The 15,258-nt window shown below is 68.4% G+C and carries 11 protein-coding genes; 4 read left to right on the plus strand and 7 right to left on the minus strand.

Annotation, left to right across the window (positions count from 1 at the left end; all coding sequences use genetic code 11):
- Position 1: 1 nt before the first annotated feature.
- The 4 genes from MB828_RS26255 to MB828_RS26270 all read left to right on the plus strand — a co-directional run bounded on the left by MB828_RS26255 (position 2) and on the right by MB828_RS26270 (position 8,784).
- Entirely contained in the window at positions 2-2,167 is a 2,166-nt protein-coding gene (locus MB828_RS26255) for a trypsin-like peptidase domain-containing protein (RefSeq protein WP_301650354.1), read from the plus strand.
- Positions 2,164-3,174: an AAA family ATPase gene (locus MB828_RS26260; protein ID WP_301650355.1), complete on the plus strand. Its 1,011-nt coding sequence runs from the start codon at positions 2,164-2,166 to the stop codon at positions 3,172-3,174. The genes MB828_RS26255 and MB828_RS26260 overlap by 4 nt, the downstream gene beginning before the upstream one ends.
- Before the next feature lie 16 nt (positions 3,175-3,190).
- Positions 3,191-7,660: a NaeI family type II restriction endonuclease gene (locus MB828_RS26265; RefSeq protein WP_301650356.1), complete on the plus strand. Its 4,470-nt coding sequence runs from the start codon at positions 3,191-3,193 to the stop codon at positions 7,658-7,660.
- A gap of 227 nt (positions 7,661-7,887) precedes the next feature.
- The gene (locus MB828_RS26270; RefSeq protein WP_301650357.1) at positions 7,888-8,784 is read left to right on the plus strand and encodes a DUF5655 domain-containing protein; all 897 of its coding nucleotides are present in this window, start codon (positions 7,888-7,890) and stop codon (positions 8,782-8,784) included.
- A 37-nt stretch (positions 8,785-8,821) separates the two neighbouring features.
- On the opposite strand, the gene MB828_RS26275 is transcribed toward MB828_RS26270, so the two are convergent.
- From MB828_RS26275 to MB828_RS26305, 7 genes are all read right to left on the minus strand, one after another.
- Complete coding sequence (locus MB828_RS26275; RefSeq protein ID WP_343236207.1) at positions 8,822-9,415, minus strand: DUF317 domain-containing protein; 594 nt, start codon at positions 9,413-9,415, stop codon at positions 8,822-8,824.
- Positions 9,416-9,586: 171 nt separating this feature from the next.
- Positions 9,587-9,988: a hypothetical protein gene (locus tag MB828_RS26280; RefSeq protein WP_301650358.1), complete on the minus strand. Its 402-nt coding sequence runs from the start codon at positions 9,986-9,988 to the stop codon at positions 9,587-9,589.
- 53 nt (positions 9,989-10,041) lie between these two features.
- Entirely contained in the window at positions 10,042-11,157 is a 1,116-nt protein-coding gene (locus tag MB828_RS26285) for a DnaB-like helicase N-terminal domain-containing protein (RefSeq protein WP_301650359.1), read from the minus strand.
- A complete protein-coding gene (locus MB828_RS26290) occupies positions 11,158-12,420 on the minus strand; it encodes a DNA cytosine methyltransferase (protein ID WP_430381433.1) in 1,263 nt (420 codons plus the stop codon).
- The gene (locus tag MB828_RS26295) at positions 12,420-13,289 is read right to left on the minus strand and encodes a hypothetical protein (protein WP_301650361.1); all 870 of its coding nucleotides are present in this window, start codon (positions 13,287-13,289) and stop codon (positions 12,420-12,422) included. Before MB828_RS26295 ends, MB828_RS26290 begins: the two co-directional genes overlap by 1 nt.
- A 327-nt stretch (positions 13,290-13,616) precedes the next feature.
- Entirely contained in the window at positions 13,617-14,420 is an 804-nt protein-coding gene (locus MB828_RS26300; protein WP_301650362.1) for a hypothetical protein, read from the minus strand.
- A 71-nt stretch (positions 14,421-14,491) separates the two neighbouring features.
- Positions 14,492-15,256, minus strand: a complete 765-nt coding sequence (locus tag MB828_RS26305) for a hypothetical protein (protein WP_301650363.1) — start codon at positions 15,254-15,256, stop codon at positions 14,492-14,494.
- Between the last annotated feature and the right edge of the window lie 2 nt (positions 15,257-15,258).

Consider the following 15,258-nt stretch of genomic DNA (forward strand, 5'->3'; position numbering starts at 1 on the left):
CGTGGATCGCCGCAGACTGGCGCTCATCCGCAGCGGGGGCACAGGCGACGGGCGCCTGACTGTCGGCTCCGGCTATCTGATCGCGCCGAGGCTTGTGCTGACCGCGCGTCATGTGTTGGAGGACCGAGACACGGGAACGCTGTGGCCGGTCATCACCGTCCGCGTAGGGCACCACCTCGACGGCGAGACGACGCGCGTGGATGCGGAGTTGCTCTGGACCCACCCGGATGGACTGGACGTCGCGCTGCTGCACACAGACCGTGAGATCGATTCGCCCGGCGTGGTCCGCTGGGGCTGCCCTACAGGCACCGCGCCTGTGTCATACGAAGGACTCGGCTATCCCCGGGCCGCCAAAGGGGAGACCCGAGCACCGGAGCACCTGCGTGGCGTCCTGCCGGTTCTCTCTGGAGGCAAGCACCGTTACGTCCTCGACCAGGGACCGGCCCCCACTCCTCGAACGGACGGCGGGAACGCCTGGGGCGGAGCCTCGGGGGCGGCGATCTTCTGCGGCGGCCACCTCGTCGGCGTAGTGACCGAGGAGGACCACGCTTACGGAGCCCGTCGGCTGATTGCCCTGCCGGTGTCGTCCTTCGCTGGGGAAGGCGACTTCGCCTCCCACGTCGAGGAGCAGACCGGTCGGACTTTCGAGCTGAGCGCGATCGGTGCGTCTCTTCCCAGGGCCGGGTCCGCCGCCGAGCGCACGCCCGTCGAGCGCGAACTGGAGACGCTGCTCGCGCCGTTGTTCTCGCACCCCGACGTCCGCGTCGATCACGCGCGGGCCTTGGCGCTCGAACTCGGCTACGAAGCTGTGGGCTATGAGCCCACAGCTGCTGACCTCGTGGTGTTCCTCATGGCGCATCCGCGAGCGCTCGCGTCGCTCGGCGAAGCCCTGGCGAGTGGCGCGACGGGGGAGACCCGTGCCGCTCTGACTCGCCTGTTCTCGTGGGCCAGGGCAGGCGACTGCGGATCGCTGCTCTCCGTGAACGAGTACGGCGCGCTGGTCGGTCTGCTGAGCAGGGTCTGCGAGAAGGAGCCAACGGTGCTGTCCCGAACAGCCGGTGAGGCTCTGCCATACGCTGTGCTTCCTGAGGCGCTCACCCGCCCGCAGCTCCTCGAAGAGGACGTTTACGGCGTGGTTGAGGGCTTGGAGGATCTGTCCGACGGTGCGAGCGGCCCCGAGGGAGCCCCGCCGGTGCCAGCACTGCTGCGGCTCGTCGAGTACGTTGCTGCGGCCGTAGGCGACGGGTTGGGCGACGACTTGCGCGCGTGGTCGGAAAAGACTGCCCGGCGGCTCGGTATCCAGGCCGGGGCCCTGGGCGAGCGGCGTGCGGACGCTGCCCGGTGGGCGCAGCGCGCAGCGTCGCCGGTGTCACGGATCGTGATGGAGCTGGCACACGACCCCACTGCGGGGGAGGAACGGTACCGGGTTCGCATTCTGCTCGTCCGCGAGGACGGTTCGCACCGTGTGCTCAAGGAGGTGGAATCGGAGCCCAAGACCCCGCGGGAAGCGGCGAACAGCCTCAGCGAGGCGGTCTTCGCCGCAACCCAGGAGCATGGGCAAGGTGACCATGTGCCGTGGGTGACTGTAGTGGTCGACCGGGCAGGCCTCGACTTGGCCGTTGACGAATGGGAGCGGCCTGGAGCGCTCGACGACATCCTTCCGCCGTGGCCGATCGGAGCGGACTACCGCGTGTCTCTGAGCTGTCCGGAACTTAGTGAGCACAGGCCAGAACGCGAAGGCGACCAGGAACGCCGGTGGAAGAACGGACGCGCTTCGGTGCTGGTCACCAGCCGGACATCTGGGGACTCCAGGCAGCTCGTGAATCTGCTGAAGACCAAGCATCGTGACACCGCGCGGGTCGTCCTCCATGGCCCCGCCGACGAGCGCCGGTCCTGGGTGCTGACATGTCTTGTCCTGGGCGTGCCGGTCGTGCTTTGGGACCGTGTGGCTTGCGGCTTCGAGGACGCGGGGAGACTGGAGAACCTAGCCCCGGCCGGCGACCTGGAGGGACTTCCCGAGCGGGTCCGAGCCTTCCGGAGCGACTCGGCGGCTGACCCGGCTGAGCGGCAAGCACGGCCATCCCTCGTGTGGGAACCGGAAGGCCGTCTCCCGCGGTCTGAGCCGCTTCGACTGAGTGACCCTTGGAGAGGATCGCACGCGTCATGACCACCTCAGAGCCCTTGGCTGGTTCAAGCCCTCAGCGTTCATCGTCCGACGGTGCGGGCGACGACTGGTGGCTGTTTCGCGGGGACGGCGAGCGCCGGGAGGTGCCGTTCCCCGCCGCACCGCCGTGGCGCCGGTTCGACCGGCCGGAGACCCCTACCGGTGACAGGGTTCCGTACCCGCGGCCCTACCTCATCGGCTTTGACGAGGTGCAGGTGGTGAACGCGGCGCTTCACCTGCGTCGGCCCCTGCTGGTGACCGGGCAGCCTGGTACGGGCAAGTCATCGCTGGCCCACGCCATCGCCCATGAACTCGCGCTCGGTCGCGTCCTGCAGTGGCCAGTGAACAGTCGCTCCACTCTTCAGGACGCTCTTTACCACTATGACGCCGTTGGCCGGCTGCGTGAGACATCTTTGCGGCGCGACGCGGACGGCACGGAACCGGACATCGGCCAGTACATCCGGCTCGGCCCGCTGGGTAATGCGCTTGTGCCCCGAGAGCGTCCTCGCGTGCTGCTCATTGACGAGCTGGACAAGGGGGATGTTGACCTTCCAAACGACCTGCTGACTGTTTTCGAGGAGGGTGAGTTCGCCATCTCCGAACTCACCCGGCTGCCCGCGAGCCACGCGCCCGTACAGGTTCTGACGGACGACCCGGATGAGACTGCTCCGGTTACGCGAGGCCGCGTCCGTTGTGGTGAGTTCCCGGTCGTCATCATCACCAGCAACGGCGAACGCGAATTCCCGCCCGCCTTTCTGCGTCGTTGCGTTCGTCTCGATCTCCCCGAGCCCAACGAGTCGAGGCTCCGGGAGATCGTCGCCGTGCATCTCGGACCCGACGCCTTGGATGACACGGACGACCTACTGCGGGAGTTCCTTGAGCGGCGTGCCGAGGGCGAACTGGCCACCGATCAGCTGCTCAACGCCGTCTTCCTTCGCAAGGGTGGCGTGAATCTCGACGCGGCCTCCCTCCTCCAAGCCGTCCTGCACCGTCTCGGCGGAGCCGTGTGACCCCGTGATCTCGCGCGTGACGAAGGTTCTGGCCGAGAGCGGGATCGAGCTCTCCCACGAGGAACTCCTCGACGCCATATGGCTCGCCGGGAAACTGCCTCAAGACTCCGGCGTCTTGGCGCGCGCTCTCGGCGTGGCCGCCGCGGCCTCGGAGCACCACGGCGAGCCCCGCCGTGATGGGGCGACAGCGTCGAAGACCTCTGAGACCGCACAAGAGCCGACGACTGCGGCATCCACGAAGAAGCTTGCCCCGCACCCCCTCCTGGCCTCGTCGCAGCCCAGCCTCTCCCAACGCCTGACGACGTCCGTGGTTCTGTCGCCGGCGGTCGCAGTCCGCGCCCCGGACAGCAGTAGCCTCGGGGCCGGGCAACTCCGGCTCGGCAAATCCCTCCGGCCACTGCGGCAGCGCTTCCCCGACCGGGGGCAGCAGGAACTCGACGTCGCACGCACCGTCGCCGCCATCGCCGACACAGGAGTGCCCGAGACCGTCACCAGAGCGGTGCGCACCCGCTGGCTGTCTCTTGCCCTCGTGGTTGACGACGGCGTCTCCATGGTGCTCTGGCAGCGCCTCGCCGCGGATGTCCGGGCGCTGATGGAACGTGCCGGAGCCTTCCGAGATGTGAAGGTGTACGGACTCGACACGCGCAGCGGCACTCCCTCCCTGCGGACCAGCCCCTACCGGCATCGCGGTCGGCGCTTGACCCCGAAGGCTCTCTGCGAACCGACCGGCAACACCCTCGTTCTGGTCATCAGCGACGGCGTCGGCGAAGCATGGCTAGACGGCGGTATGCGCCAGGTGATGGACGATTGGGGACGTTGCGGTCCCACCGCGATCATCCAGGCACTGTCCTCCCGGCTCTGGGCGAGCACCGGCATCAGTGCGAGGGGCTGGCAGGTCACCACCCATCGCCGGGGCGGCCCCACCCGCTCCTGGCACGTCAATGACCCGGACCTGCCGCCGGACCTCGTCCGCTTCGACTCCATACCCATCCCCGTCCTCGCGCCGACCCCTGCGGCCGTCGCCGACTGGGCGGGGCTCGTCGCGTCACCCGGCGGCACATCGCTCCTTCCGCTCTGGGAATCCGGCCGGGCCCGCTCCAGCTCTGCCGTCGCCGACGCCCTGGGCGGCGACCCTGCGAAAGCAGTACTACGTTTCAGGGAGGCCGCGTCCCCCGACGCGTATCGGCTCGCGGCACACGTAGCGGCAGTCGCCCCCGTCACGCCGCCCGTGATGCGTCTGGTGCAGGCTGCCCTCGGACCACCGACAGACCTCGGCCATGTCATGGAGGTGTTTCTCGGGGGCTTGATGCATGAGCTCGACGCCGGCGCGGCGGACCGTCTGCCGCACCACCGTCGGTTCGACTTCACCGACGAGGCTCGGCGTGTGCTTCTCAGCGCAGTCTCCCCGAGGGAACTGCTGCGGACCGCCGAGGCTGTGACACGGAGAGTTGAAGCCGCTGTCGGCCGGGCCCCGGTCTTCCCAGCGTGGGTCGGCCACCCAGAAGGCACGGCCGTCATCGAAGACTCCGGGCGGGCCTTCGGCTGGCTCCGCGAACAGACGCTGACGCGGCTCGGTATCCCGTCCGCCAATGCCGAGCCGGTCGCAGTCACGCCGGAACCACCCGGCGGAAGCCCCGAGGGCGAGCCTGCGGACTCCGCCCGCCTCCCAGTGCCCACGGCTGCCGCGAGCGATGAGGCGTACGACGAGCCGCCTGGTGAGCCTCTGCCGCTCGGCTGGGTGGAGCTACTGCCGGAGGACCCGGTACAGCTCGGCCGGTTCCGGCTCCGTGCACGCAGTGCCTACGGTTGGCCCCACCTGACGATGTACCTGGCTGAAGACGAGGACGGCACGGTCGTCACGGTCCGGGCACCGGTCACGCTGCATGCCAGCGACCCGGAAGCCGCGCTGGACCTGGTCCGGACGGAAGCGGAATGCTTGACGCGCATGCAGGGCATGCACGTACCTGCACTCCTCGGCGTTGCGGCGAGCACCACAGGTGAGCTGCCGTGGGTTGCGGCGAGCTGTATCCACCGCCGAGCAGATTCCCCGTCCTCACCGCCCGCACCAAACTTGCGCGCCGTCCTCGACGAATACGGGGGAGCGGTCCCGGAGGAGCTCTTCTTCCGGATTGGGTTGGGCCTGACAAAAGCGGTTGCCCTTGCCCACTCACGTGGACTCGTGCACGGCTCGATCGCCCCTCGGGCCGTTCTTGTGACGGACCGCGACGTCTGGCTGGTCGGTTGGGCAACGGCGACGATCGATGGAGTTGACAGCACCCATCGCCACGTGCTGCCGCTCAGCGACACCCACCTGGCGGCGCCCGACGACGCGTGCCTCACGCCGCAGAGCGACATGTACGCCGTGGGGGCGCTACTGCTGGCCTACCTCTCGGGACACTGGAGCGACCCAAAGGCCAACAGCTCGGAACATGACCCTGGGCTCAACCCCGGGATAGCACCAGTGCTCATGAGCACTCTTCGGCGTTGTTTGGAGAACGACCCCAGCCGCAGACCGACGGCCGCTGCGCTGGCGGAGGCGTTCGCCGTTGGGTACGGAGGCCACACAGCCGACCGAGCATCGACAGGAGCACCCCCCGTCAGGGCCTCGGGCGAGGACACCGCGGAGGGAGATCGCCCGGTCGGCAAACCCTTGGCACCGGATACCGGGGAGACCGTAACGACGCTGCCTCGTGGCCCGAGAATGCCCGCCGACGAATCGGGAACCTTGGTCGAGGGGCGCTACCTCCTGATCCAGCAACGGCACGTTGGAATGACGTCGACCACCTGGCAGGCGAGGGATGAGCAACAGGACCGGGACGTCACTCTCAAGCTGTTCAATGCACCGACGACGGGCACAGCGTCAGGAGAGGAAATCTTCATCGCCGACGCGGAGCGACTGGCCGCACTCGACATTCAAGGACTCGTGCGGGTCACCGGCTACGGGGTGCACGACAGGCGTCCGTACCTTGTGACGGATGCCATCAACGGCGAGGATCTGGAGCAACTGCTGAAGCGTGCGCCCGGCACACTTTCCTTCGACACGATCAGAGACGTCGGCCGGCAGATTGCGCAAATGCTCGCCGAGTTCCATCGCAGCGGCTTGCTTCACCTGGACCTCAGTTCCTCAGCCCTGGTGTTGAGTCAAGACGGTCGGGTACTTGTGACGGATCCCGGCCTGTGCGTCCGCCGCGTGCCACGCATCGACCTGCATGCGCTACGACCAACCCGCAGTCCCTCCCCATTCCTGCCCCTCTACCGGTCGTACGAGGAGATCTTCGAGAACGTCCCTGCGGACAGCCGAAGTGACCTGTACTCACTGGGCTGTCTGCTCTACGCCATGGCCACCGGCGCAGCTCCCCTACCGCCCACGCCCGCCCCACAAGAAGCAGATACTGACCGCGGCCGGCAGCGTCGACCAGAGCTGCCCTCCGGCTTCCCTCCCGATCTCGAAGCACTGGTCACGGACCTTCTGGCGATCAACCCTGAGCATCGGCCAGCCAGCACGACTGAGGTGCTGGACAGGCTGGTGCGCAGGGGTGTGGACGACGAGGACCTCCTCGCGGCCTACCGAGCACTGCGGGATGCAGACCCGGATGGTGCACGCATGGGTCGTGTCCTGCGGGATGCTCTCGACGAGGTATTGGACGGGGAGGTGACGGGCCGTTACGACTTGAAGCACATCACCAAGACGGAGCGGACTCACATCGGGGGTCTGGTGCACACCGCGATCCAGCGAGAGTTTCGCTTCGAGGACGGTCAGGCTATGGACTTTCGCATCGCCGATGTCGATGTCGACTGCCGGTTCAGCCTGCAATTCGGCGGTTGGATGCTCCCTCCCGGCACGCTGGGGCACCTCTGCCTTCTGGTCTGGGCGGACGATTACCTGAGCCGGTGGAGCGTCGGGTTGCTGCGCGTCAACCGGGAGTGGCTCAACCGAGGGGGCAACCGAGACCTAAGGACGACGCTCAAGGCCGAGCATCGCAACAAGATCGTTTGGCTCTGGCGCGATGCCGAGCTCGGGGAGAACGTCCTTCTGCACATGTCCCATGCCGACCGGGAAGCGGTCTTCGCGAGTGGTTCGGGTCAGGCCCGGCTCAATGAGTTGTTCCGGCGCGTCCAAGGACGCCGGATCGCACGCAACACCGTCCGCACCGTGGTGCAGCAGCGGGACTACATGAAACGCGTCCGTGGAAGCGGCGGATCCCGCTCAGCACTTCGGGACGAAGGAATCATCATCTTGGGCGACTACGACTCACATTGGCGCGTTGCCTATCAGCTCGGTCTCCCCGTCCCCAGGGAGGGGGAGTTCATCAGCGCAAGGGTCGCACCGGCTGTGCCTGGAACCGGCAAGCCGGTCGTGGAGCTGGAGGGCCGACTTTGGGCTCTGGCCTCGCCGGACGATCCTGTGCACCGTGCGCCAGTGCTTCCTTCGCGTCTACCTCCGACGGCAAGCAGCGATCGTGAGGACGGACGCCGCCGGACCTGATGTGGGCTTCCTCCTCCCACCGTTGGCCAGCTAGGGACATCGCCCTGGGGGCGGGGCCCAGCCATCCGTGATTTTCACGCTGCTTTGACCGAGACGGTGACGGCAACGCCTGCAACTCCAACGGTATGGGTGCTGGGGCGGTCTCGGCTGGTGCCTCTGTGGCTTGGACTTCGGAAACAATTCCGCACCTGGTCGGCGTTGATGATCTCCGAGTCGAGGAGGGGAAGGTGTCGGGCCTGAAACTGTTCCGAGTGGGCACGCCGAATCGCGGCATGATCGAGGTCGCGCCGCGTCTTGCTGAGGTCGAGTCAGATGTGCAGGGCCTCGTCGAGGCGCATATGGAGACGCTGTTGGGCGTCCGGTTCCTGGCGAGCGAATACGGCACTGGGCCGGTTCACGGGGGTCGGATCGATTCGCTCGGGCTGGACGAGAACGGGTCGCCCGTCATCGTCGAGTACAAGCGTGGTGTCGACGCCGGTGTCATCAACCAAGGCCTGTTTTACCTGGCGTGGCTCATGGACCATCGTGCCGAGTTCGAGCAGCTGGTCCGCGACCGGCTCGGCGCGACGGCCGCCTCTCAGGTGATGTGGAGCGGACCACGCCTGATTTGTATCGCTGGCGATTTCACGCGCTACGACGTGCATGCTGTGCGGGAGCACCGGCGGTCGATCGACCTGGTTCGCTACCGACTCTTCGGCAGCGACCTGTTTGCGCTTGAGACCGTGGCGTCCGTGAGCGGCGGCATGCAGGCAGTTCGCCGGGTGCGCCGCCAGGCGGTTGCGCGGGCGACGGCCGACGTACAGGTCGCGTCGATGGCGAAGTTGGCGAGCGCGGCAGATGAGGCACTGCTCGGGCTCGGGGACGGTGTGAACCGTGTCGAGCGCAAGACCTATCGGGCCTATCAGCGGCTGCGGAATTTTGCGTGCCTCTGCCCGCCACAGCGCAGCAAGTTGCTGGTGTACCTCAAGGTGGACCCGCAGGATATCGACCTCGTTCCGGGATTCACCCGTGACGTGTCCGGGCTGGGTCACCATGGGACGGGTGATCTGGAGGTGCAGCTGCGTACGCCGAAGGACTTGAAGCGTGCGCTGGACCTGTTCCGGGCCAGCTATGCGGCGGCGTGATCGCGTGCGGGCTCTGGCTGGTCAGTGGTTGTGGTGTTCAGCGTGCACGGCTGGAGACGGAGTTGGCCGCGATCGGGCGAGGGGCTGGCGGGCTGGTGGTGAAGCTTGAGTCGCGTTCCGGGCCCGCGGGCTGTCGGCGGCGAACGCCGGTTTCGTAGGCGAGTGTCTCGGTGAGGTCGAAGAGCAGCGAGCTCGGAGTGTTCGGGGACGCGGTCACGGCCCAGGTGGGTTGGTCAATTTTGAGGCCCGCCCAGACGGTCCAGGTGGACAGGTTGTGGCTCGAGTGCTGTGCGGTGACGGCGTCAAACTGGACACCTGCCTCTCCATCGGGGGACGCCCAACGGATCCAACGCCCGTCCGTGGTGTGCTTCCATCCGACGTCGGAGAGGGGCCGCGCGGCTGCGGTGACCATCTTCTCGTCCACGGGCTTGCCGACGGCTGTGTCCCAGCCGTCGCCGTCGGCGAGGTGACGCAGAAGCTTTTCCAAGACCGGTGCGGGAGTTGCGCCGGTCGCGGTGAGGACCCACATGCGCTCGGAGACAGGTGTCTCGTACGCGGCCACTGTCCACGCTGTCTCGTGAGCGGGGGTTTCGTGAACGCGTTCGATGCGCAGTGTCTGGGACTCGTGGATGGCGTGGGTGGTGTCGTCCGACCAGGTCCGTTCCCTGTCAAATTACGCGTGTTGAGTTGAGGGAGGGGGAGGCCGACCACCGGTTCGTTCGCCTCACGCCCACGCCACGCCTACGGTTCGGCTGATGGAGCTCTGACGACAAGGTTCCACGTTGGGTCTCCTGGGGGCAGTTCAGGGACGTTGGCCCACCGTGACATGCTCGGGCGCGGGAGTAGCTCTCCAGGTGCCAGAGGCCGCTCCCTCCATCCAGCGGGCCAGAGACGGTTGCCCCCAGCTTGTATTGAAATCCGCGCGAGCGAGGGCTTCCTCAGACGAGGCTCCTTCACTGAATACGGCATCATCGGTGATGCCCTCGGCGCGCAAGGCGCGTGCGGCCTGTTCGGCGTAGTGTGCCTCCTCGCGGTCGATGCGTGCCATGACCATTGTCTTGTCGTCGAGGGGCTCGAAGCCGTGGAGGGCGAGCAGGGCTAGCACGATGTGGGTGGGGGTGCCCGTGATGGTGGCGGTGACGGCGCTGGGGCGGCCGTGGAGCAGGTCGAGGCGAAGGTGCAGGTCTGCTTCGGGGCGCGGCAAGTTGGTCTCGTTTCACGGCTCCGGCCGGCGTGGGACCGGCCGGAGCGGGTGGGTCATCGGAGTGCTCGTCCGCTGGCTGAGGTAGCTCGCGGGGGCGGACCGGCCCGAGAGACGGCAGGGCTGCGCGGTTGGCGAGGTGGCGGTGGCGTAGGGCTGGTGCTGCGCTGCCAGCGGGTTCGCAGGGTGGTGAGGTCGGCCAGGGCGCGGCGACTGCCGGTGATCAGCTGGTGCGGGGTGTTGGCCGGGTCCTCGGCGTACGAGGTGATGCGCGTGCCGACGTCGAATGCGCGGGCCAGCAGCGCGCGTTGAAGGACTCGCTCACCCCAGTACTCGGGTGAGCCGACGGGCGTGGAGACCAGGGCGATGAGGTCGCGGGGGTCGAGGCCGTCGGCGAGGAGTCCGCGGTGCTGGGCTTCCCAGAGCACGGTGACCGGGTCCACGGGCTCTCCGTTGTGGGCCAGGGTGGTCAGGCACTGCCACACCGTGGCGTGCAGGGGAAGCGTGAAGTCGTCGGGCTGCAGCCAGCGCATGTTCTTCAGCTCTGCCGGGTGCGCGGTGGCCGTGGCGAGGAGGAGCCGTTCCTCGTCGAGGGCTTCCTCGCAGCTGTTCCCCGCCGGGGCGCTCGGCACGGAGGTGCGCGGAAGGGAGCCGGGGTGCGGGGCGAACTGTCCGGCGAGCGTGTCCAGGAACTGTCCGAGCGCGTCGGCCTGGGCCAGGGTGGTGGCGGCCGGGTTGGGCAGGGTGGTGTCAGTGGCGATCTGGGCGAGGCGTTCGGCGTGCATGAGCAGCGTTCGCCGGGCGTGATCGGCTCGGATCATCCGTGCGTACGTCGGCGCGTGCCGGGGCCAAGGGCAGACCTGGATGAGGGTGTGGAGATACGAGGCGGACAGCCCGGGGGCATGGGGGCACGCCGCGTCGAGCACGGTGTTTAGCCATGCGGGATCGGAGCGGTGTAAATCCGGGGCGGGCGGGGGCACCGTGCGCATGGCCTGGAAGAGGGCGCCGTGAGCGTGGTTGCCGAACTGGCCCGCGTTCAGGTCGCCGATGTCGGCGAGCCGGTGCGGGTCCAGGAGGAGCGCGCCGAGCAGGGACTGCTCGGCGTAGTGCACCGGCCGGGCAAGGGGCAGGTCGTCCAGGTCGTCCTCGTACGGGTCGGTGGGCTGGGGCATCTAGGCGGCCAGGGTGAAGTCGTCGGGGCTCAGGGTCTTGCCGAGGTGCGGGGCCAGCAGGTGGGCGGCGAGGCGGGGCGGCACGGCGTTGCCGATCTGGGAGAACTGCTGCCCCTTGTTCCCGGCCCAGCGGTAGTCGGCGGGGAAGGTCTGCAGCAGGCCGGCCTCTTGGGCGGTGATCCTGATGGACTCCGATGCCGGGCGCTCCTCGTCGGTGTCGCTGGGAACGGGTTCGGCGACCCAGACGCATTCGTTCGCGCGGTGGCCGAAGAACAGCGTCCCGGCCGGCTCGTCGGATCGCCGCACGGTCGCGTTCGCCTGGTTGTTGCTGCGCAGCGACCACGACCAGCGATGTGCTTCGCCGGTGAACGTGGGGGCGGGAGCGTCGGCCGCCCGGTTCTCCCTGGCTCCGTGCCGAGCGCTCCACCCGGCGCCTTCGCGACGGGACTGCAGGACAAGGGTGCTCTGCGGCTTCCAGGTCCCGCGGTCGCGGGCGTCGGTGAGCGTCTTACGGGAGCCGGACGGGAAGGGCTCGGGGCCGCCTCCCGGCCCTCCGCCGGCGCACACGGTCGGCACGGGCCGGTCGGTGGCGCCCCAGCCGAGGGCCTCGGCCATGGACACCCACTTGGCGCGGCCCGGTCCGAACAGCGACTCGGGCTCGGCGACCTTGGCGTGCGTGGGCGGCGGCGGCTCGGCGGTGCGGGCGCGGGAGGCAAGCAGGATCGCCCGCCGCCTCGTCTGAGGCACTCCATAGTCCGCCGCGTTCAGGATCCCGGTCCATACCGAATACCCCCAGCTGCGCAGGATCGCGGCGTACTGGCGCCACAGGGGCAGGACGTCGGGCACCTCTTCCATCGCGACCCACTCGGGCTGCCCCTGCTGATGGAGGGCGTGCAGATAGCGCATGGGCTCGGCGGCCAGCAACGAGCGCTCGTCGCGGCAGGCAGCCAGCAGCTGTTCGCGGGTGTCGCGGCCGATGGCGAGGTCGGCGACGGCCTGGTGGACGAGCGGCTGGTCGAGGAGGCCGAGACGCTTGCCGGCCATCGACCAGGCCTGGCAGGGCGGGCTGGCGATGAGCCCGGTGGTCTTGCCGAGGAACGGCCAGACCGGGTACATCGCCACGTCGGTCCGAATCGTCAACTGTCCCTGCGCTGCACGGGTCTTGCAGGCCCACTCGTCCCATTCCAGGCCGATGTCCCTCATGCCGAGCACGGTCAGCGCATGGCTCCAGCCGCCCGGCCCCGCGAACAGGTCGAGCACAATCACGTGGCCAGCCCGAAGTCGTCCTGCGAGGCTGAGATTTCTCCCCTGCAGGTCCAGGGAGAGCACCCGTCGGCAACGCCCTCTTCCAGTTGCTCGACGTCTTCGTCGGTGCCGAGTTCCTGCTGTAGCGCGGCCCATTCGGCGGCGGTGACATGATCGATCGGGGCTTCGCTCAGCGGGATGCGTGAGCGGTGCAGGAATGCCTCACCCAGCAGGCGGTTGCCAGTGGCGTTCGCGCGGGCGTTTCCCTTTCGGATGGCGGCATCGAATTCCACCACGTCCGCCCACTCGGCTGGCGAGCTGTCCCGGATCTGTCGCCATTGGGCGTTACCGTGAAACGGACAGCCAAGGCAGCTCGATTTCGGGGTGTCCGCCAATCCGAGCGAGGACAGATAGTGGATGCAGTCGCTGCGCGACCAGCCCATGTCGATGAGTGGGTGCCGATTGTGCATGTACTTCACGTCCGCGTCTTTGGCGCGATGGAATTCATCGGTCGAGATACCCACCCACTGCTCCACGAACACGTCGCGCGGAATGCGTGCCGGATAGGGGTAGCCGAGGAGTTCGCGGACCTTCTTCTTGATCGGCTTTATCTTGTATTCGCCTGTGCATTGCCTTCTCGTCATTCCTGCCTTGCCGTCCTGATTCAGAATGTAGAGCGGCATGGAGGCAAATCTGTGGGAAGGGTCGAGCGCATCGCTGCGAATGTTTCCCGACGTGACGCGCAGAATCGGGATGCCCGCCGGTTTCGCTATCTCCCGCTCCAGACGGTTGAGATGGGAATAAACGGCCTTTGGCTCCCATCCTGTGTCGGCAAAGATGGCGTAGTCGACCTTGGGGAGAATCCCTTCGGCTGACAGGGCGAGCATGGCGCTGGATTGAATTCCGGCGCCGAGCGAGATGGATCGAAATACGGGGTTGGCGGAAATGGGGCGTCCTTGCGGTGGGTGGGGCGCGCTGTCCTTGGGTGGTTTGGTCAGCGGCGGGGGTGGGGTGCACGGTGCGCGGTGGGTACCGGCAGGCTCGGGGCTGCGGCGGGGGCGCCGGGGGAGGCGAAGGCGGGGCTTAGCTCGTCGATGCCGGTGGCGAGCTCGCGGGTGGCGTCCGTGGCGTCCGTGGCGTGTCGGCGAGCCGGTCCCCGGCGCCTGCCAGGTACTGACGGGTGACCATCACCTGGTCGTCGGGCGCGTACTCCGTCACCGGTGGACGCCCTGCGCGACCGCGGCCTTGGGCGGCGTGGCGACTGCGGTACTCAGTGCGGCGTGTGGGCGCGGCCGGGCCAGAGCCTGTTGCCCCTGCTCGGTGACGGTGATCTTCTGCCCGGTGGCCAGGGAGGTGCTGGTGTCGCGTGTGACGAGGCCGCGCTTGTCCAGGGCCTGGAAGGTGGCGATGGAGACGCGCGTTCCGTCGTCAGTGGCGACCCGGGTCACGCCCAGCCCGCGGGTTGCGCTCTCATACAGATGGCCTCCGCCGTTCAGGGCGGTGAGGGCGCCGTACTGGGCGGGAGTCAGCGCGGGGCCCGGGGTCTGCTGTGCGGGCGTCGGCTTGTGGTCCTGCGCGGTGGCCAGGTCCTCGGTGATGCCGTGGGCGAGGTAGTTGCAGCCGATGGCGCACAGGTCGAGCTGGTGGACGGCATCGTCGAGGTGGCCGTTCGTCTGCGGGATGGCCTCGGCATGCCGGACGGTGCGCACGGACTCGTCGTCGGCTGGGTAGCAGGCGAACTGCGCGCCCTCGTAGGGGTTGGTGAGCACGACGTGGGTCAGGTCGGTGCCGGCGAGTGACGACGAGGACACGACCGAGGCCAGCAGTTCCAGGCCGGCCCGGCTGCCGGCGATGTTCGTATACGTGCTGTTGTCGAGCGCGGTCAGGCGTCCCAGCGCGGTTGCTGTGAGGTCCTGTGCCTGGAGCAGCAGGGGGCTGATGTGGTGCAGCGCGTTCGTGCCGGGCGTGTAGGAGATGTCGTGTACGCGTGCCTTGATGGCTTCGAAGTCGTATGCCAACTGCCGCAGTTGGCGGACCTGGTCGTTCAGGTCGGATGGGGGCGTAGGGATGGGATGGCTCCTGTGCTGGTTCAGCGGCTTCGGGCAGTGGCCTGCGCGGTGGCAGGCAGGGGGCGGGGCGTGGTTCCGGGCGCGGTGCTCGGCCCGGCCGGAGGCACGTCGATGACCGAGGCGAGGGCGGTGATGCCGGCCGAGGTGAGGCGCACGCGGCCCAGGGGTGGGCCGCCGACGTACGCAGCGGGCGCCGAGCCTGCGGTTCTCTCGGCTAGGCCCCTCGTCTCCAGGGCGCGCAGGGTGCTCATCAGTACCTTGGGCTCGCGGGAGCGGGTGAACTCGCGACCCAGAGAGCTGCTGGCCACGACGTGTCCGCAGGCGATCTCGGCCAGGGCCGTGCGGTGCACGGCGGTCAGCCGGTCGTCGGGGGCCGGCGCGGTGGCCCAGCGGCGCCGCCGGGTCTCGCTGACCAGCGTCACGGCGCAGCCGACAGCGGCTTCTGGGGCCAGCGCGGTCAGCTCGCGAGCGGCCCCGGCGCTGAGGTCCGCCGAGGCGCTGGTGAGGAAGGCGAGCTGCCTCAGGCGCATGACCGTCTCGGTCAACTCGACGCTCTCATAGAGCCGTTCGTCCTGGATCGCCTTGATGGCGGACTGGGTGTCGGTGGCCAGACGCTGCGCGGAGCCGACGTGGGCATCCGGCGCGGGAGGATTGGTAGCGCCAAGGAAGAGGTCGAGCGCGTCGTTGTGCTGGGTGTACTGGTCGGCCAGGTGGAGCAGCCGTTCGACGGGCGTGGGCGGTGGCGCCACGTCGAAGAGCAGGGATTCGGCGGGCGGCTCGGTCATGA

The sequence above is a fragment of the Streptomyces arenae genome (assembly GCF_022343545.1).
In the GTDB taxonomy this organism is placed as follows: Bacteria; Actinomycetota; Actinomycetes; order Streptomycetales; family Streptomycetaceae; genus Streptomyces; species Streptomyces humi.

What these genes read in the sequence shown, in the direction of transcription:
- MB828_RS26260 (WP_301650355.1), top strand. Translation starts at nt 2,164, where the DNA reads ATGACCACCTCAGAGCCCTTGGCTGGTTCAAGCCCTCAGCGTTCATCG.
- MB828_RS26285 (WP_301650359.1), bottom strand. Translation starts at nt 11,157, where the DNA reads ATGCCCCAGCCCACCGACCCGTACGAGGACGACCTGGACGACCTGCCC.
- MB828_RS26295 (WP_301650361.1), bottom strand. Translation starts at nt 13,289, where the DNA reads ATGCTCGCCCTGTCAGCCGAAGGGATTCTCCCCAAGGTCGACTACGCC.
- MB828_RS26305 (WP_301650363.1), bottom strand. Translation starts at nt 15,256, where the DNA reads ATGACCGAGCCGCCCGCCGAATCCCTGCTCTTCGACGTGGCGCCACCG.